The sequence below is a fragment of the Pseudoalteromonas sp. bablab_jr011 genome, assembly GCF_016464045.1.
Classification (GTDB): domain Bacteria; phylum Pseudomonadota; class Gammaproteobacteria; order Enterobacterales; family Alteromonadaceae; genus Pseudoalteromonas; species Pseudoalteromonas lipolytica.
On sequence record NZ_JACDWU010000092.1, the window covers coordinates 36,816 to 55,463 of the forward strand.

Sequence of the window (18,648 nt, forward strand, 5' to 3'; positions counted from 1 at the left end):
TTAAAGCTCAGTAACCGTGCTGAGCTTGTCTTTTTTGGTGTGCAATGGCCTATTTATCACTTTTTTTTACTGCTTTTATTTCAGCCACCTTATTACCGAGTTCCTCAGAATTAGTCATGACCGCGATGGTAGCCAAAGGCAACTACGTTTTATGGTTACTGTGGCTTAGTGCCACCTTAGGCAATGTGTTAGGGAGCTGTGTAAACTATTGGTTAGGAACACAAGTTTTACGTTTTAAAAACCGTAAATGGTTTCCGGTGTCTGAAAAATCAATTAAAAAAGCAGAAACGCAATTTAACAAGTACGGCATATACAGTTTGTTGTTTGCATGGCTGCCTGTTGTGGGCGACCCTCTGACAGTGGTTGGGGGAATATTTAGAGTTAAATTTTCTGTGTTTTTGATATTAGTTGCCCTTGGCAAAGGCGCACGTTATTTAGCCGTGCTTGCCTTTGCGGTTGGGCTAGAAGGGTTGCTTTAGTCTTTTTGCCAGTCAAGTGTGAGTGACACAGAGTCAGCAAAACGAAGAGCATGAGGTTTATCAACGCGCACTTTAGCGTAATGAACGCTCTGGTGCTCATGGCAAATTGCCAGTATCTCTGCAACGAGTTTTTCTAAGAGTAAAAAATGCCCTTGCTCCACAAGACTGATCACCTCTTTAGTGATGGTTTTATAGTTGAGCGCTTTATCAACGGCATCTGTTTCACATGCTTGGTCAGCCGGGTAGTGAATTTCTAAGTTGATCACCACATCCTGCTTTTTTTCCCGCTCGTCTGGGTTAAAACCAATAAAGGTTCTCAGTCTTAAATTCGTTACATTAATAATTGCATTGGCCATAATTACCCTCTAACTAGTTGTAAAAACTCGTTACGGGTTTTTGGATCAGCCCTAAAGTTGCCAAGCATCACTGAGGTGCGCATGCTTGAGTTTTGCTTTTCAACGCCACGCATCATCATGCACATGTGCTTCGCTTCAACAATCACCCCCACGCCTTTTGCTCCAGTGACTTCTTCAACTGCTTTCGCTATTTGATGAGTAAGTTGCTCTTGGATTTGAAAGCGACGCGCAAACATATCAACAATACGTGCAAACTTTGATAAACCAAGTACTTTACCATTTGGAATATAAGCAATGTGGCAACGACCAACAAAGGGTAGCAAGTGATGCTCACACATTGAGTAAAGTTCAATATCTTGAATTAATACCATGTCATCAGCATCTGAGGTAAACACCGCGTTGTTGGTAATTTCATCTAACGTTTGACGATAGCCTTTTGTTAAATATTCCATCGCCTTTGCGGCACGCTTAGGTGTATCTAGTAAGCCTTCGCGTTGAGGGTCTTCGCCTACAGCGCTAATAATGCCTTGGTAACTCTTTTTTAAATCATCGTGCATAGGTTTCTCAATAATTCGTTATTTTAAATGTCTGCCACCATCAACGGGCATCGAACGGCCTGTGATGTAATGACTGTTAAGTAGTAGCTCTACACTGTTAATAATTTCGGCGCAGCCGGGCTCAATACCCATCAACGATTTTTTCAATGTTTTGGCTTTGTATTCGTCGCTATCGTGTTCATTAAAAATGATGAGTGAAGGGGCGATAGCATTGACCTTGATTGCTGGGGCAAATTTTGCAGCAAATGATTTTGTTAAGTTATCAAGCGCGGCTTTACTCGCAGAATAAGCAAGGTGTTTAGGGCTGCCTTTTTCAACTACGTAATCAGTAAGATGAATAATATCGGCAGGGTGTCCTGTATTTTTTTGATAATTAAGTAATAAGTCTGCCGAAGCGAGATTTATTAAATAGGGGGCTTTCGCGTGAATGCGCATCATGTTGTCGAACAGGGCTGCATAATCGTGATTATTTGCTTCGCAGTCCCAGCTTGAAGCGTTGTGAATAATTGCTTTAAGCTGGTTTGTGTGACTTTTTAATTGTTCAATAAAGTGCGCAATTGCTTCGTCGTTATTAAAATCTGCATGAATGCAGGTTGCCCCTTTTCCAGCAAGTGTATCAATCGCTTCATGACGTGTGCGATAAGTGACAATGATTGCTTGCCCTTGTGCTAAAAAGTGCTCTGCTAAAGCAAGTCCTATACGTTGACCTGCACCAGTAATTAAAATGGGCGATGACATAAATTAATATAAATCCTTAGACTTTTTAATGCGATAAGGTATGCATTAAGAGTACGTTACTGTAACAACTATAAACCAAATTACAGAACTATTTCATCTTTACTGCAATCATGTAAGCAAAACTTTTACGTATCTAATCTCTATATAGATCATTTGCTGAACTTCAAGAGTCAGGCATAATAATCGCACTCGAGATTCTTCTAGCTGCTTATGTTTGCTTTTTTAAGGTCATGGCATTGGTTACGGTTTATGCCATGGCTGTTCATTATCAGTGTGTACTGTTCCTTATTATTTTCTCAAGGAGCCACCGGGCTAATGGGTCACTTTATGGCGCAATTGAGTATTGCCGCCACGATGGCTCTCGGATCCTTTGTTGCCGGAGGTACGGCATTAGGGGGCGGGGCGGTGGCGTTTCCTGTGATGACCAAAGTATTAGCAATAGAGCCTGCAACAGCTAAAGTTTTCTCTCTAGCGATTCAAAGTTTTGGTATGACAGCCGCGGCTTTAACAATTATTTTTGGTCGTATTGCCTATTACAAGCACGTGGTGTTGATTGCTGCGCCTTTGGCAATTGTGGGCGCTATTTTTAGCTTACTGTTTATTGCAGATTACGTGCCTCGCTTAGTCGTGAAAGGGGTATTTAGTTCACTACTGTTGTGTTTTGCGCTCACATTAGCGTGGCGTATTTACCGACGAGCCCAGCATATTTGTAGTCAAACTGATATTACCGTGAATAAAGCGCGAGTGGCGCTGGTGGCTGTTATTGGTGGCATTGCATCGGGGTTAGTTGGTTCAGGGGCTGATATTGCCATATTTGCACTGCTCGTCATTGCATACAATGCGAATATTCAACGTGCGACAGCAACCACGGTGATTATAATGGCGTTGACTTCGGTGGTGGCCAGTTGTGTAAACTATTTCTTTCTTAACGTAGTTACTGCGCAGATTGAAGCGTATTTATTAGCCGCGATCCCTGTGGTTGTGCTTGGTGCGCCATTGGGGGCGTATGTGTGTGCGCGGGTCAAAAGTGGGCAATTAATAGGCTTTTTATTGCTGTTAATTGCCCTTGAAGTGTCATTTACGGTTTATGAGCTGTTTAATGCAGTTTAAAGCGCGTCGTAAACAGTGGGGATAGCTTGGCGTTTGTGCTGTGTACGCAGGTAAATCGCCGTTAGTTTTTGCTCTACTTCACTGCTCACATCTTTCCCTTCTAAAAAGTCATCAATTTGCTCATACGTTAAGCCGAGTGCCTCTTCGTCGGTTAAACCTGGGCGGTCACATTCTAGGTCGGCTGTTGGTGCTTTGTGCACGAGCAGTGCTGGGGCACCTAAGTGCTCGGCAAGCGCTCTAACTTGACGTTTCGACAGACCAAACAATGGCGCAAGGTCGCATGCACCATCACCAAATTTAGTGTAAAACCCTGTGATATTTTCAGCACTGTGATCTGTGCCTACAACGAGGCCTTGGCAAAAACCAGCAATTTCGTATTGCGCGACCATACGTTGGCGAGCTTTAACGTTACCTTTAATGAAATCGATTTTTGCTTGTTCAGGCAATTCACCCCCAGCGCCGATGACAGCCGCCATAGCTTGCTCATGCATGCCATCCACAGCGGCTTTAATATTAACGGTCATGCGCTTGCTGGGTTGAATAAAGTCAACGGCCATTTGTGCTTCGTCTTCATCGGCTTGAATACCGTACGGTAAGCGCACAGCAATAAATTGATACTCGTTGGTGTTATGCTCTTGGTTTAATTCATTCACGGCTAATTGACATAAACGGCCACAGGTTGAAGAGTCCACACCGCCACTAATACCTAATACTAGCGAGCGCGAGTGCGCAGCAAGCAGTCGGCTTTTAAGAAAGTTGACGCGTCGAGTGATCTCCGCTTTTACGTCAATCGTGGGTTGGACTTTCATTTCTGCCAGAATATCGGCACGCATGGTAGAGCTCCTATTTATGTTATTTTTGGCGTTGAATCTAGGGGTATTATGTTACGGGTCTGCTTTTTATTAAAGCCCTAAATGTGCTTTTATAGTGTCTATATGTCGCTTAAGTTCTTCGATCTCAGCCCGTAATTGCTCAACTTCATCGACACGATCGTGTTCAGGCTCTGCTGAATGCGTTATTTCATGTACACTTTGTGGATCAACAAATAGATGTTGATAACGGCTTTCGCGTTTACCGGGCTCACGCGCTAAGCGAGTAACATACTCTTGCTCAATTAGAGAGTTTAAAGCGCTTTCGACCTCATTGACGCTTGCAAACTCAGCAAGGCGATTACTGCGCGTTCTTAATTCGCCCGGCGTCTGTGCGCCGCGCAGTAATAACAAGCAAATAATGGCGCGTTGCTGCTCGGTAAATTGCAAGCTGCCGAATTCAGTATTACAAAAACGGTGCGCGTACTTATTCACGCGACTCGACAGCCCCTCATCAACAGTGACAAGGCGTAATGCAATTAACTCATCAAGCGTGTCTTGCACATCGGCTTCAGTAAGAGAGAGCACAGGCTCCCGATTTGATTTTTGATTACAGGCATTGGTTAATGAATTTAAAGACAGTGGATAATGCTCGGGTGTTGTACTTTGTTTTTCGAGTAAACAGCCAATAACGCGTTGTTGATTAGGAGATAATTGCATTGTTTTACTCTCTTTCTTGGTGGGTGTCTAACCACACGGATAGTTTTTTATTAAGTGAATCAAAGTTTAGCGGCTTGGTTAAATAATCATTCATACCGGCGTTTAAACAGCGCTCTTTATCGCCTTGCATCGCATTAGCTGTAAGCGCAACAATACTAACTTCGCGATGTGCTGTGCCTGCATCGCCGTTACGAATTGCCCGTGTCGCTTGGTAACCGTCCATTTCAGGCATTTGACAATCCATTAAAATTAATTCGTAGGGCATATGTTCTCGGTTTGCGATTTTTGCAATTGCTTCAAGGCCATTTTCGGCAATGTCAAAGCTAATACCGGCTTGTTTTAGCAGCGCGCCTGCAACCATCTGATTTACTTTATTATCTTCAACTAACAGTATTTGCGATGCCGAATTTACAGTGTACGTTGCTACTTTTTTTACTAAGGTTTCTTTATTGATTTGTTGCTGCTCGATATATTTATCGTTAGCAAGAGAGTTAAACAAATCAGAGGGCGTTAATGGCTTAAAGATAATACTCTCAACTTTCAGTGTTTGTCTTGTTTGTTTTTCTGTCAGACTCATCGGGGCCATTAAAATGCGTTTACAGCGGGTTGCATTAAAATGTGTTTTAAAGGCCTGTTTTTCGGCTGCACTTGCTTGCATATACAGTTGATAATCAACAAAAATGGCGTCGCAACGTTGACCATTTTGTTGTTTGGCACGATTTAATAAACTGGCCATGTCGTTTATTTCTTCGACTTCTGCGCCCCATAATTGCAGCTGCTTTTTGGCAATATTACTGCTTAGAGTACAGCTGTCGGCAATTAATATCTGTTTTTTATCAATGATATGGCTAGGCTCGAGGGACTGTTTTTTATAATCTAATTTTACCTTAATGGAAAAGTTAAAGGTGCTGCCTTCGCCATAAGAACTAACCACATTGACATCACCCTGCATCAACTTACACAGCTGCTTTACAATAGCAAGACCCAAGCCCGTGCCACCGTATCGGCGCGTGGTTGAAGCATCGGCTTGGGTAAATGAATCAAATAATGTGGCTTGTTTTTCAGGTTTAATACCGACCCCAGAATCAACGACAGAGCAATCTAAATACATCGCATCGTCAATCGGTTTGACCGTTGCAAGGACGATTATTTCGCCATCTTTTGTAAATTTAATCGCATTTCCGAGTAGGTTATTAATAATTTGTCGAATACGATTAGGATCGCTAACAATAAATTCATGGTTAATTTGGGTGGCATCAAGCACAAGCTTGGTGTTATTTTGCTCTGCTTTAATCGCAAATGACTCAACGGTATCACCCAGTAGTTTTGATACATTAAAGCTAATATTTTCAATATCTAATTTGCCTGCTTCAATTTTCGAGAAATCTAAAATATCGTTGATAATATGCAATAACGACTCAGCAGATGATTGTGCTAATTGAATATGATGATTTTGTTGGCTATCTAACTTGGTTTGCTTGATGATATTAAGCATCCCAATTACGCCATTCATAGGCGTGCGTATCTCATGACTCATACTGGCTAAAAACTCACTTTTAGCTTTAACAGCCTGCTCTGCGGCTTCTTTCGCTTTCACCAGTTGTTGCTCAGTTTCTATACGACGTTGGCTGGCATGTAGGCTACCAATCAGAGCAGCCACGGCAATTAAAAAGCTTTCTTCGTTTTTACTCCATTGCTGGCGACTATGGCATTTTTCAGCACATACCACCCCCATGGTTTTACTGCCAGTGGGAATAATCACCGTAAGCAGAGAGCGAATATCAAACTTATCAAGGTAATCCGTGTATAAGTCTTTAGTAAAGGGGTGTTGTTGAGCATCGCTGGCGTTAATGACGGCATTATTGTTAATGGCATCAAAATAGTTTTGCACCTCAATCTGCTGCAAACTGATGGGGTCACTAAATTGTGGGTTGCTCTGATCATGAATAGCAAAAGTGTTGAGTGACTGCCTATCGTCGCTAAACAACCAAATGCTTGCACGGTCGACATTGAGCGCATGGCAAATTGCTTGCACAATTACATGCTTAGACAAGTTTAAGTTGCCAGTCAGGACTGCATCATTCACGGTTAAAGATGCTAAAATTTCGTTGTGTAGTGCTATTTTCTGGTTTTCAAGTTCGATTAGTTTGCGCGCATCTATATCTTGAATTGAGCCAAATAGCTTGATGCATCGACCATTCTTATGCTCAGCCTCACAGTGGACTAAAACCCAAACCGCATCACCTTTTGCATTAATAATTTGAATTTGTGTTTCAAAGCTCTTGCCATGTTTAAGCGCCTGCTCGTAAAGGTGGCGAATTTTGTCGCGGCTAAAGCCCGCTTTAAAGCCGTTAAAATTGGTAGGCCATTCAGGTTGTTTATTTATCGGATAGTTAAATATTTGCTTGGTCATATCTGACCAATACATGCTTTTGGTTTCAAGATTAAAAGACCACGCGCCGATTTTGGCAAGACTGCTCATGGTTTCAAGCATTCGTTCGCTTTTGTATTGTCGTTCTAGCATTTTTAAGAAAAATAGCGATGCGCTAGCAAATAACGCACAAACCAAAATTATGGCTATCCTAAGTGGCCATATTGTTGAACTAGGAGGGCTCCAACCTGCTTTTGGCGCCACATACATGCGCCATTCACCACCCGGAAATGTAATACTGAAACTGAGTGGCGTGTTTTCTAAAATATGCTTTTGACCATAAAAGAATTCACCGTGTTGGCCTTTGCCGTTTCGCCCTTGTAGTGCTACGTCGTAATGATTACCTAATGAGACCAAGCCAGAGTTGGTATAGATCTTATTAATATCAAGCACCACCGAGAGTAAGCCCCAAAATTTATGGTCAGGTGGCATAAAAACAGGCATTCGGGCGACTAATGCGTGGCCACCTTGCACCAATTCTAATGGGCCCGCCATGACAATGGTATTCTCGTCACGTGCTTTAATGGCATCATCGCGCTGTGCTGCATTCTCTAAAAAGTTAAGGCCAATCGACTTTTCGTTACCTTCTAATGGGTAGGCCATACGAATAACCATATCGGGCGCGCCACCAATATTTCTAAGCTCTGAAGAGGTCTCAAATAGAGGGGCTGCAATTTGTGCAAAGCGTGTTTGATCAAGGTTGGGCTCGGCAGCAACCGCGACAGCAAGGCCACGAACAAGCTGGATATTTGAAATGAGGATTGATTCAAGTTCAGCACGGTAGGCGCTTAATTTAGCCAGTTCTTGAGAGCGAAAGGCGTCTTTTCCGCGGTTGTAATTAATGTGATCTAATACAAAACCAATCAATACAATTAGCGCGAGCGAAAACCAGAAAGCGAGCCTGAGTTTTCTTAGCTTTTTATTGTCGTTTTCAGTCGCTAGCGGCATAAGTCTTATTGCGTATTATACTATCTTCCTACTATAGACAATTTCTGTCGTAATTAACAATGGACAATTGAGCTGTCCACGTTAAATTTAATTATTTGTATCGTAACACTATTTTTTCACAAAGCACGGGTTACTATACCCATGTATTTGTTACTTTCGCGCAAGGAATTTGGGCATGTTTAAGATAATCAAATGGTTACTAATAAGCTTACTTATAGTGGGGCTACTCGCTACGGGGATCACTTATGGTGTGTTGAATTTAAGTTTACCTGCTTTAGATGGTCGGGGAACCAGCTCGGCAATTACCCACTCAGTAAAAATTGAGCGCGATAAGCTGGGGCAAGCCGTAATTCATGCTCAAAACCGTTTAGATGCCGCTTATGCACTTGGCTTTGCGCATGGGCAAGATCGCTTTTTTCAAATGGATTTATTGCGTCGAAACGCAGCAGGGGAACTGAGTGAGCTATTTGGAAAAGCAGCTCTAGGCCTTGATAAAAAAATGCGTTTTCATCAATTGCGACAACGCAGCCAAATTATGCTCGCACAATTACCGGATAAAGATCAGGCTTTATTAAAAGCCTATACAGCGGGAGTCAATGAAGGGCATGCACAAGTTGGTTTCGACAGTTTTGAGTATATTTTAACGGGCGCAGAGGCCAAGCCTTGGCAAAGTGAAGACAGTTTACTGATTATTTTTAGTATGTACTTAGATTTGCAAACGGCAACCTTTGAGCGTGATAAAACACTGATTGAAATTGAACAACGGTACGGTAATGCAATGGTTGAATTTATAACTCAACCGAGTCCCTATCAAGCCGCGCTAGATAATAGTAAATTAGTCCCATATTCAGGCAAGATTCCCGCATTAAATGAGCCGCTGTGGGCGATGACTCACATTGATGAAAACCAAGAAGTAGGCAGTAATAACTGGGCAGTAACAGGCGATTTAACCGCCACAGGGTCGGCCATGTTATCGGATGATATGCATTTGTCGTTTGCTGTGCCAATCATTTGGTATCGCGCGCAATTGAATTACCCATTAAAGGGAGAAATGCAGCAAATTACAGGGGTGTCATTACCGGGAGCGCCCGCTATTGTTGTGGGCACTAATAATAAAATCGCTTGGGGGTTTACCAATGGGTACCTCGACACTGCTGATTGGGTTGCACTGGATGGAAAAGAAAAAATATGGCAAATCGACGAACCCATACTCTTAAATGATGGCAGCACTGAGCATTATGCATTAACGATGAGTGAATATGGCCCTGTGACAGAGATTAACGGTAAGCCATACGCCTTAAGCTGGGTTGCCCATCATGATTATGCTGTAAACATGGCGCTTTTAAAGCTTGAGCAAGCGCGCAATGTCGATGACGCTTTAGCGCTTGCAGAGTATGTTGGTATTCCGGTGCAAAACCTCATGGTGGTTGATGATAAGGGCAGTGCGGCATGGAAAAATATGGGGGCTATTCCAGCACGTAAAGTGCCTCATCAGCTTGCGGTATCGGAGCAAGATTACTCACCCAAATGGCATGATAATGAAACCGATCGCCCCTTTGTTAAAAACCCTGAGAGTGGTCGCCTTTGGACGGGTAATTCACGTGTTGTTTCTGCAGCAGACCATGCGCGTTTTGGTAATGGAGCGTATGCGATGGGGGCTCGTTCAGCGCAAATTCGCGATCGCTTATTTGAAAAACAACAGTTTAACGAACAAGACTTTTATGACTTACAACACGATAACGAAGCGCGCTTTTTAAAAGATTGGCATAATTTACTTGTTAATCAATTAACTGCTGCCGGTGATAAGTATGCTGTTTACTTAACAGCGCTTAACAACTGGCAAGCCTGTGCTTGTAGCGACTCAATAGGCTATACCTTAGTGAAGCGTTATCGAGACGAAGTTATTAATAGCCTATTTAGTCCTCTTGAAAACACACTTAAGTTAGACGGCGGTAGCTTGAAATATGTAAAGCGTGATTTAGAGCCTGCGCTTTGGCAACTGATTGAGGAAAAACCGGCACACTGGTTAAATCCAAAGTACAGCGATTGGCAGCAGCAAATGTTGGCCGCATTCGATCACACCGTCGCTAAATTAACGAAGCAGTATGGCAATAATTTACATAGTTGGGAGTGGGGAAAAGTGAATCAATTGGTGATTGAACACCCATTCGCTAAGCAGATCCCAGTGCTTAAAAAGCTGTTGAATATGCCAACGGCTCCGGGGTTTGGCGATACTTTTATGCCCGCAGTACAAGGTCGAAGTTTTGGCGCATCACAGCGCTTTATCGTACAGCCAGGTTATCTAGAAAATGCGATTATGGCGATTCCTGGAGGTCAGTCAGGTCATCCTTTATCGGAGTTTTACCGTGCAGGGTTTAATGATTATGTGTCTAGCGAGTTGACGCCACTGTTGCCGCAAAATATCGTACACAGTATTACGATTAACGCGATTAACTAACGGCGTCAATGTTATTAAATACGCTACTTTGTCCGGTCGCGATGGTGGTTTTATTTCGTCCTGAGTGCTTGCTTTTATACAATGCGGCATCTGCTTGTTGCAGCATGCACTCAAGCGACGCTAACGGTTGCCATTCAATAAGGCCAAAACTCATCGTGACGGTTAATTCAGGAAAGTCTTGATGCGGTTTAATGGCTGCAATTTGCTGGCGTAATGCTTCGACTTTGGCAAAGGCTTGTTGTTGATTGGTGTGCCCTAGTAGTAACAAAAACTCTTCTCCTCCCCAGCGCACCGCAATATCATTTTCAGTTAAAAAAGCACGAATAGCGGCAGAAATATTCAATAATATGGTGTCGCCTTTATCATGGCCGTAGCTGTCATTTATATTTTTAAAGTGATCAATATCAGCCATAACTAAGCAGAGGTTATCAGCGTTCTCAATGCTTTTTTTATGGGCTGCTAGGATGAGTTTTTTTGCAAAACGACGGTTATACAATTTTGTAAGTGGGTCACGAGAGGCCATTTCTGTCAGCTCTATTCGCTGTGATATCGTTATTTCTCTAATCAAGCCAATGCCATATACCATGGGTAATCCAGCGATAATGATGTTGATCACATTGATATGAGGAATGAGTTCAGGGTAGGAAAAGGTATAGGTTACTTCGGCAAAAAAGACGTATAACAAAGCAAAGGTGATGATCATTAAAAAGCTATAAATAGCAGCGCGTTTTAACGGCAATTGATAGTCGATCATTAAAATACAAGAAATTGTCCATAAATAAAATTGAAACCCTGCGCTGAGTCCCAGTGTTGCACATACCACCACTGCATGAATGAGCACTTCGAGGCAAAATACTCTCAACGCTAATGAGGTTAATCCTTGGTTTATAAGAAAGATGCCACCGCCCCAAGCAAAAACACTTAATACGTTTACTATGGCAAGCGTATTAGCTCCAATGTGGGCAAAGGCTGGTATTAATAAGGCATGAACTGCTAACGCAAAATAAGCAATTCTAGAAATGATGAGAAACTTTACATGTTCAATTTCTTCTAATCCAGACTGCGTAGGTTGTTTAAGTAGATGTTTTATCAAACCAACCTCATAGATACAGACAGGGAGAATGTAAGTATAGATGATAATTTCAGCAGTGATCAGCTATTCTAGGTTATTCACATAGATAACAGTAAAAAAGTTCACAATTTGGGCGCAGGATTAAACACGTGTTCACCTGATATTTGCTAAGCTTAGGGTTTAGCATAACAAGCAAAAGATGCAGACTAGAATCAATTAGTTGAGAGAATAGTATGCACATTGCCGCTTGGTTTGTCCTCTCGTGCCTAAAAGGAGTATGTATGCCGGCAGAAAAAACGCATTTAGCGATCTGTAATTTAACGAAAGAGCAGTATCCACAAATAAAAACTTTAATGGATCAAGCCTATCCTGGGCTGGGGGGCGCGTGGCCAAGCCATACGATTTTCAGACTGATTGATCAATTTCCTGAAGGTCAAATCGGGATTGTGGATGATGGCGTTTTAGTAGGCATAGCACTGAGTGTGCAAGTTGATTATGCGCGTTTTTCTAACCCCCATACTTATGAAGATATTGTTGATGGTCATGACCGTGTCTTTAGTGATCCAGAAGGCGATGCGTTATACGGATTAGATGTGGTTATTTCATCGACCCACCGAGGTATGCGACTCGGTCGTCGTTTATATGACGCACGTAAAGAGCTTTGTCGTCAGTATAACTTACGCGCTATTTTAGCGGGCGGGCGTATTCCACGTTATTACAATCACAGCAGTGATATGTCGCCAATGGAATACATTGAGAAAGTTGATCACAAAGAATTATATGATCCGATTCTCAGTTTCCAGCTTTCGAATGATTTTCAGGTAAAGCGACTGCTAAAAAAATACCTACCTGAAGACCAAGAGTCAGTGGGCTACGCTACGTTGTTAGAGTGGAATAACATTATGTTTGAACCCACTGATACTGTGCTTGAATCAACTAAATCTATAGTGCGTGTAGGGGCTGTACAATGGCAAATGCGCTGTGTTGACTCGGTAGAAGAACTGCTAAAACAAGTTGAATATTTTGTGGATACAGTGTCTGACTATAAAAGCGACTTTATTTTATTTCCAGAGTTCTTTAATGCGCCAATAATGGGCTTAACTGAGCAAAGCAATCAAACAGAAGCGATCCGTTACTTAGCTGAGTACACCGAAACTTTTCGCGATGCGATGTCACGTATGGCTGTTGAATACAATGCCAATATTATTACCGGTTCAATGCCACTGGCAGAGGGCGATAAGATTTATAATGTCAGCTACTTGTGTCATCGAAGCGGTAAAATTGATGAGCAGCGTAAAATACATATTACGCCTCATGAACAAAACGACTGGGTTATTCAAGGCGGCGATAAAATTGCGGTATTCGAAACCGACGCGGGGCGTGTGGGGATCCAAATTTGTTATGACGTTGAATTTCCAGAGTTGTCGCGTATTTTAGCAAAACAAGGCCTAGATATTTTATTTGTGCCTTTTTGGACAGACACTAAAAACAGTTATTTACGTGTGCGCCATTGTGCACAAGCGCGTGCTATTGAAAATGAGTGCTACGTGGTTATTGCTGGCTCTGTTGGTAATTTACCTGAAGTTGAAAGCCTTGATGTACAGTATTCACAATCGGCAGTATTAACGCCGTCAGATTTTTCATTTCCACACGATGCGACATTAAACGAAGCAACCCCAAATACCGAAATGCTGTTATTCAGTGATTTAGACATGGATAAGTTGAAGATTCTTCACAGTGAAGGAACCGTGCGTAACTTAAAAGACCGTCGTGAAGACTTGTACGATGTGATACTGAAAAAGAGAGACGACTAATGGCGTGGCTATACTTAATTGTGGCGGGGTTATTAGAAATAGGCTGGCCTGTTGGGCTTAAAATGTCGCAAGATCAAGAAAGCCGCTGGTTAGGTATTTCGATTGCCGTGGCGTTTATGGTCGCCAGCGGGTTCATGTTATGGCTTGCACAAAAACAAATACCCATGGGGACATCTTATGCAGTATGGACAGGCATTGGTGCTGCAGGTACTTTTTTAGTAGGTATTTTGTTTTACGGCGATGCAGCCACATTTGGTCGCATCGCGGGTGTATTACTGATTATAAGTGGTGTGATCACGCTTAAAATCAGTCATTAAAAAAGCGGCTATTGCCGCTCTTTTAAGGAAGCATAACGAGTATAGCCGCGAGCGCAATTAACACGAGCCCTGCCGTGTCTTGGCGTTTTAGCGGCTGTTTAAGCCACAGTATTGATACCATTATGGTAAAGAACACCTCAATTTGCCCTAGCGTTTTCACATACGCAACATGCTGTAAACTCATGGCACTAAACCACCCTATAGACCCCAAACAGCTACACACACTGACGGCAGTTGTCGTGCCTTTGTGTTGCCACATTTTTGCAAAGGTGTCGCGTTCTTTTAGCGCGATATAAAAACACAACATAACAGTTTGCAGACTAATAATAAGTACTAAAACCCATGCTGCAGAATGCGGAAAACTCAGTCCTGAGTGAAGACTTGCTTCGCGGATCCAAGATGATGAAAGCGCAAATGAAGTACCACAAGCCAATCCCAATAACGCGGTACCTAAGTTGAAGTGTTTGACATTGGCAATCCCACTGAGCAGTAAGACGGCAATGGCACCAATAAATACACCAAACCAACCTAATAAAGACAGCGCAGAACCAAAGAATAGCACCCCTAAAATGGCGGCCATTAAAGCTTCACTTTTAGCAAGCCCTGCTCCAACAGCAAAGTTGTTCATTTTAAACAGTTTAACCATTAAGCCGGTTGCGACAATTTGTACAACACTTGCACCAACAATATAACCAATAAAAGCAGGGTTGAAGTCGGGGAGTGCGGTTGCTTGATAACGATAAAGGCTCAATAAATACAGCGCTGCAATAGGACTTGCAACAATAAAACGTGCCAAAGTGACCCCTGCTACACTGACATGTGCGCTGAGTTTACTTTGTAATGCATTTCGCCACGACTGCATAAAGGCGGCAAAAATGGTTAAGAAAATCCAAGTCATATTGAAAATAAATTAATGGGGAGAGGCTGTTAGAGTAACAAAGCCGTGTTATAAGCGCATTAGTTTATCGATCAACTTGAGAAAAAATCAGCTCTGTTAGACGGTGTCGTTAAAGGTAGCGGCTTTTTTCTGTTTACGTTAGGGTAGGTGTATACAACAGAATAGGGAAGCGTTATGACAACATTAATACTGTGTGCACTCATTGCTGTATTATTGCCTTATTTAGCGAAAGCGCCCGTCGCATTTGCACAAAATAAGCTTGCAGGATACGACAATAAACACCCAAGAGAGCAGCAGAGCAAACTAACAGGATTTGGCGCTCGCGCGTTGGCTGCACACCAAAACAGTTTTGAATCTTTGATTGTTTTTGGTGTTGCTTTAGCGGTCGTTATGAGTACTAACAATGTGTATCACGTTACCGAAACATTGGCTGTTATGCATGTTGTTTCACGTGTTATGTACTGCATTTTTTACTATATAAACCAAGATATTCTGCGTTCATTGGTTTGGCTCGTTGGTTATGTTTGTGCCGTGGCGATGATTGCAGTCTGTTTATAAAAACCACAAAGCAAGCGGCTTAAAAAAGGCGCTTGCTTTAGGGTCTTTGGTGCTCGTTAATTACTTAGAGCTCACTTTAATTTTCTCAATTAAATCCTTCGCTTTAACGTTTTCATCCAAAGCAAAGTCGAGCTGCACGAGGACATTTTTATAGCCTGATTCAGTTGGCGCGTATTGCCATTTTTTTAGTGCGCGCTTAGCCTCTCGGTTAAATACATCCTCAGGCTCAGCACTCACAACACTGATATTGCTGGTGGCCCCGCTGGGTGAAATATCGTATTTCAATACAACTGAGCCGCTTATTCCTTGCTCTACTGCCTGCACTGGATAGATAGGCTCTACACGCATGACAGCTTGGTAGTCTTTTTCTTTCTCTGCATTCACAGGCTGTTTTGCAATTGCAAAGCTACTAAGCATACCGGCCGCAAAAATAACAAGCGCTGTTTTTGCAATAAACGAGCTATTATCGAGTTGTTTAATTTGATTGAGTCTTTGTAACATGGTGTTTTTATCTCCGTATTGTGAGTAAGCCATGAGTCCCACGGTGCTAAAGCTTGCACAATGCACTAATGCCTTGCTGTATAGAATTCGCTGTTCCGTTGATTTATCTTTTAGTACGTGTTCATCGCATGAAAGCTCTTGCAATCGACGCAGGCTGGCATAGCCCAACCAGGCGAGTGGGTTAAACCAAATTAACAAGGTGCCCATGAGCGCCAACGCGTTAATTAAATTATCTTTACGATGAATGTGGACACACTCATGCTCCAAAATAAGGGCTAAAGCATGCTGGTCGTAATTAATGTTGTAATTAGATGGCAGGACTAATTTGGTTTTTATCAGCCCAATGACTAAGGGTGAGCTGACTTTTTCACTTTGATAAAAACGTAATCCTTTATAGTTGTCATTAGGGGTCGCTATTGGCTTTAATTTTAAGCGAGTGAGAAACTGATAATGAAAGTACACGGCACAGAGCATAAGTGTAATTGTTATTAGGCTATAAATAGCGAACCAGCTCAGTGATAGCTGTGGCGTCACTGGATTAGATGGGGTAATGGTAAACTGACTAATGAACTGATTGTGTATTGGTTTTAAATGATCAGGCAAATTTGCCAACATTAAACACGCAGGGAGTAATGCCCATAACGCATAAACAAGGCGAGCAGATACGTGGCTGAGGAGCTTTCGCTCAAGAAGGATAAGAAATAAAATAGCGCTAGAGATAAAGAGTTGCTGCTCTAATAGCCAATTAAAAAACGTTTCGAACATGACATCACCTTACTTTTGCTGCTTTTCCCAATCATTAATGACTTTTTTAAGCTCATCAATGTCGTTTTGAGAAAGTTGTTCAGACTTTGCAAAGCCGCTAACCAGCGGGGCTATACGGCCATTAAAGAAACGTTCAACAAAGCTTTGGCTTTCTTTTAGTGTGTACTCTTCACGCGCAATGCAAGGCGTGTAGTTATACAGTCGCCCTTGTTTTTCAAAGCTGAGTGCGCCTTTTTTAACTAAGCGGCTGAGTAAAGTTTTTATGGTTTTTTCGTGCCACTCTTTATCGTCACTCAAACGCTCAATAACTTGGCTGGCTGTCGCAGGATAATCGAGCCACACGGCATCTAATACTTCGAATTCTGCTTTTGAAAGTTCAATCATTTTATTGCCTACACATGTAATCTTTAATTGAAGATTACATGTGTAGTCAAATAATGCAAACTTTTTTTGTTAGATGATGTCTGTTTTTTCGATACGGATTGTTTGCCCTTCTGCAAGGCCGAGCTGTTCGATAGATAAATTGGCAATTTCAATTCTATAAAGATCAATAACCTTGTAGCCACAATAGTGCGCCATTTTGCGAATTTGACGGTTAAGCCCTTGCCTTAAGGTAATCATAAACTGCTGCTCATTTACTTGCGTTACTTCACACGGAAGAGTGATGTGTTTATCGACAGGCACGCCATGTGCCATTGTTTGGCAGAAAGTGTGATTTAACGGTTTATCGACCGTGACTAGGTAGCGTTTTGGCTGATGAAAGTCAGGGTGGATTAATTGGTTACAAAACTCACCATCATTGGTCAGTATTAACAGTCCGCGGGAGTCTTTATCTAAGCGGCCAATTGGGTAAACGCGGGTTTCGCTCGGTAGAAAATGGATAAGGCTCTGTGCATCGCTACGATTGAGTTTGCAATCAATGCCTACGGGTTTATGGTATGCAAAATAAACCATTGGTGCTTTTCCTGTGATCGTCTGTCCTTCAACAATCACTTCATCTTCGTCGTTTACATGGTCAATATGATTTGCCGCTTGGCCATTAACCCTTACAACGCCTTGGTCAATTAAGCGTGAGGCTTGTTTACGAGAGCATATGCCAGCATGAGCAATATATTTAGCAAGCCGTACTTTTTCTACCATGGATGATTTTTGCACAATTAATTTGATCACAGTATACCAAATTCACGTATAGATAACTCTATACACAAAGAGGATTTCACATGGCGATTAAGTTATCTGAACTTGCAGCGCACCAACCACTGCAAAAAGTTATTGTGCACTCATTGGAAATGGCGCTTTATCAAGTGTCTGTGGTTATCAATAATGTGGAGTACTATGTGACTGACGAGAAAGGCGAGTTTATCCGTGATTTGAGCCCGCTGCATATTCAAAAGCGACTTGATCATTTGAGCTATGGTGAGATGGTGTTACGTCATACCAGTGCGTACGATGAAATGTGTGGCCAACCAGAAAAACTTGCGAGCAACATGCTAGAAGTCCCATACGGAAAAAATCATTTATACTGAATACGTTAAACGCTTATACTGAGTCATAACATTTATAGGTATGCTATGTATCAATTAAAAAGTGATGACTCGGTAGAGCTAAACGATGAGCTAAGGGCGCATGTTGTTGCATTTAATAAGCAGCACTTTAATGCTGAACGCGTGCCGTTAGGTTTTAAATACGTAAATAAAAATTGTGATACCGTTGCAGGTATTCATGGTTATGTATTTGGTAACTGGCTGCTGATAAGTTGGCTGTGGTGCGACGACTTTACACGAGGTAAAGGGCTTGCAACGCGTTTGCTCCATGAGTTAGAAACCAAAGCTATTGCGCTTGGGGCAACGGTCGCTCAACTCGATACGCTTGATTTCCAAGCTAAACCTTTCTACGAAAAAAACGGCTACCAAGTGGTGTACCAAATGGCAAATTACCCACTCAACGGCTGCCGTTATTTTATGGAAAAAAAGCTGTAGTTATACCAATCCGCAAAAATACTTAATCATTTTGAGTGATCAAACCAGTCGCTACCTGCGTTAAAAATTTCTGATTTAGAACAACTAAATAACTAAATTTTTGCCTTGTTATCAACGCGGTTTTATTGCCTCAAAATA

The 18,648-nt window shown here is 42.2% G+C and carries 19 protein-coding genes; 8 read left to right on the plus strand and 11 right to left on the minus strand.

Annotation, left to right across the window (positions count from 1 at the left end):
* Positions 1–44 precede the first annotated feature (44 nt).
* A complete protein-coding gene (locus JIG41_RS03180; protein ID WP_036974386.1) occupies positions 45–479 on the plus strand; it encodes a YqaA family protein in 435 nt (144 codons plus the stop codon).
* On the opposite strand, the gene folX is transcribed toward JIG41_RS03180, so the two are convergent.
* Genes folX through folM form a run of 3 tightly spaced genes read right to left on the minus strand, consistent with a single transcriptional unit; the run spans position 476 to position 2,130 of the window.
* Positions 476–835 carry a dihydroneopterin triphosphate 2'-epimerase gene (gene folX, locus JIG41_RS03185; protein ID WP_036974387.1) on the minus strand — a complete coding sequence of 120 codons (360 nt, stop codon included), beginning with the start codon at positions 833–835 and terminating at the stop codon, positions 476–478. The two genes, JIG41_RS03180 and folX, sit on opposite strands and share 4 nt — an antisense overlap.
* Before the next feature lie 2 nt (positions 836–837).
* Positions 838–1,392 (minus strand): GTP cyclohydrolase I FolE, encoded by a 555-nt coding sequence (folE, locus tag JIG41_RS03190; RefSeq protein ID WP_036974389.1) that lies wholly within the window; start codon positions 1,390–1,392, stop codon positions 838–840.
* An 18-nt stretch (positions 1,393–1,410) separates the two neighbouring features.
* Positions 1,411–2,130 (minus strand): dihydromonapterin reductase, encoded by a 720-nt coding sequence (gene folM, locus JIG41_RS03195; RefSeq protein WP_036974391.1) that lies wholly within the window; start codon positions 2,128–2,130, stop codon positions 1,411–1,413.
* 315 nt (positions 2,131–2,445) lie between these two features.
* Between folM and JIG41_RS03200 the strand changes: the two genes are divergently transcribed.
* On the plus strand, positions 2,446–3,240 hold the full coding sequence (locus tag JIG41_RS03200) for a sulfite exporter TauE/SafE family protein (protein ID WP_249406603.1): 795 nt from the start codon (positions 2,446–2,448) through the stop codon (positions 3,238–3,240).
* Here JIG41_RS03200 and nadE read toward each other — a convergent pair.
* The 3 genes from nadE to JIG41_RS03215 all read right to left on the minus strand — a co-directional run bounded on the left by nadE (position 3,237) and on the right by JIG41_RS03215 (position 8,148).
* Positions 3,237–4,073: an ammonia-dependent NAD(+) synthetase gene (gene nadE, locus JIG41_RS03205; protein ID WP_036974395.1), complete on the minus strand. Its 837-nt coding sequence runs from the start codon at positions 4,071–4,073 to the stop codon at positions 3,237–3,239. The genes JIG41_RS03200 and nadE overlap by 4 nt on opposite strands.
* 69 nt (positions 4,074–4,142) lie before the next feature.
* Positions 4,143–4,769 (minus strand): YceH family protein, encoded by a 627-nt coding sequence (locus JIG41_RS03210; protein ID WP_036974397.1) that lies wholly within the window; start codon positions 4,767–4,769, stop codon positions 4,143–4,145.
* Between the two features lie 4 nt (positions 4,770–4,773).
* The gene (locus tag JIG41_RS03215) at positions 4,774–8,148 is read right to left on the minus strand and encodes a response regulator (RefSeq protein WP_036974399.1); all 3,375 of its coding nucleotides are present in this window, start codon (positions 8,146–8,148) and stop codon (positions 4,774–4,776) included.
* A gap of 175 nt (positions 8,149–8,323) precedes the next feature.
* On the opposite strand from JIG41_RS03215, the gene JIG41_RS03220 reads away from it, so the two are divergent.
* Positions 8,324–10,606, plus strand: coding sequence for a penicillin acylase family protein (locus tag JIG41_RS03220; RefSeq protein ID WP_199524248.1), 2,283 nt, complete (start codon positions 8,324–8,326; stop codon positions 10,604–10,606).
* On the opposite strand, the gene JIG41_RS03225 is transcribed toward JIG41_RS03220, so the two are convergent.
* Positions 10,599–11,699 (minus strand): diguanylate cyclase, encoded by a 1,101-nt coding sequence (locus JIG41_RS03225; RefSeq protein WP_206770693.1) that lies wholly within the window; start codon positions 11,697–11,699, stop codon positions 10,599–10,601. The two genes, JIG41_RS03220 and JIG41_RS03225, sit on opposite strands and share 8 nt — an antisense overlap.
* A 260-nt stretch (positions 11,700–11,959) precedes the next feature.
* On the opposite strand from JIG41_RS03225, the gene JIG41_RS03230 reads away from it, so the two are divergent.
* Positions 11,960–13,492, plus strand: coding sequence for a carbon-nitrogen hydrolase family protein (locus JIG41_RS03230; protein WP_036974402.1), 1,533 nt, complete (start codon positions 11,960–11,962; stop codon positions 13,490–13,492).
* Positions 13,492–13,809 carry a multidrug efflux SMR transporter gene (locus tag JIG41_RS03235; RefSeq protein ID WP_036974404.1) on the plus strand — a complete coding sequence of 106 codons (318 nt, stop codon included), beginning with the start codon at positions 13,492–13,494 and terminating at the stop codon, positions 13,807–13,809. The genes JIG41_RS03230 and JIG41_RS03235 overlap by 1 nt, the downstream gene beginning before the upstream one ends.
* 22 nt (positions 13,810–13,831) lie before the next feature.
* Here the strand turns inward: JIG41_RS03235 and JIG41_RS03240 are convergent, their stop codons facing one another.
* The gene (locus JIG41_RS03240; RefSeq protein ID WP_199524249.1) at positions 13,832–14,707 is read right to left on the minus strand and encodes a DMT family transporter; all 876 of its coding nucleotides are present in this window, start codon (positions 14,705–14,707) and stop codon (positions 13,832–13,834) included.
* A 174-nt stretch (positions 14,708–14,881) separates the two neighbouring features.
* Between JIG41_RS03240 and JIG41_RS03245 the strand changes: the two genes are divergently transcribed.
* The gene (locus JIG41_RS03245; RefSeq protein ID WP_065978879.1) at positions 14,882–15,265 is read left to right on the plus strand and encodes an MAPEG family protein; all 384 of its coding nucleotides are present in this window, start codon (positions 14,882–14,884) and stop codon (positions 15,263–15,265) included.
* Positions 15,266–15,325: 60 nt separating this feature from the next.
* Here the strand turns inward: JIG41_RS03245 and JIG41_RS03250 are convergent, their stop codons facing one another.
* The 3 genes from JIG41_RS03250 to JIG41_RS03260 all read right to left on the minus strand — a co-directional run bounded on the left by JIG41_RS03250 (position 15,326) and on the right by JIG41_RS03260 (position 17,671).
* A complete protein-coding gene (locus tag JIG41_RS03250; protein ID WP_065978880.1) occupies positions 15,326–16,531 on the minus strand; it encodes a M56 family metallopeptidase in 1,206 nt (401 codons plus the stop codon).
* Positions 16,532–16,540: 9 nt separating this feature from the next.
* Positions 16,541–16,915, minus strand: a complete 375-nt coding sequence (locus JIG41_RS03255; protein WP_036974407.1) for a BlaI/MecI/CopY family transcriptional regulator — start codon at positions 16,913–16,915, stop codon at positions 16,541–16,543.
* A 69-nt stretch (positions 16,916–16,984) separates the two neighbouring features.
* Positions 16,985–17,671 carry a pseudouridine synthase gene (locus tag JIG41_RS03260; RefSeq protein WP_065978902.1) on the minus strand — a complete coding sequence of 229 codons (687 nt, stop codon included), beginning with the start codon at positions 17,669–17,671 and terminating at the stop codon, positions 16,985–16,987.
* 80 nt (positions 17,672–17,751) lie between these two features.
* Here JIG41_RS03260 and JIG41_RS03265 point away from each other — a divergent pair, with 80 nt between their 5' ends.
* A complete protein-coding gene (locus JIG41_RS03265) occupies positions 17,752–18,057 on the plus strand; it encodes a DUF6482 family protein (RefSeq protein ID WP_036974408.1) in 306 nt (101 codons plus the stop codon).
* 45 nt (positions 18,058–18,102) lie between these two features.
* Complete coding sequence (locus JIG41_RS03270) at positions 18,103–18,510, plus strand: N-acetyltransferase (RefSeq protein ID WP_036974409.1); 408 nt, start codon at positions 18,103–18,105, stop codon at positions 18,508–18,510.
* The last annotated feature ends 138 nt before the right edge of the window (positions 18,511–18,648 follow it).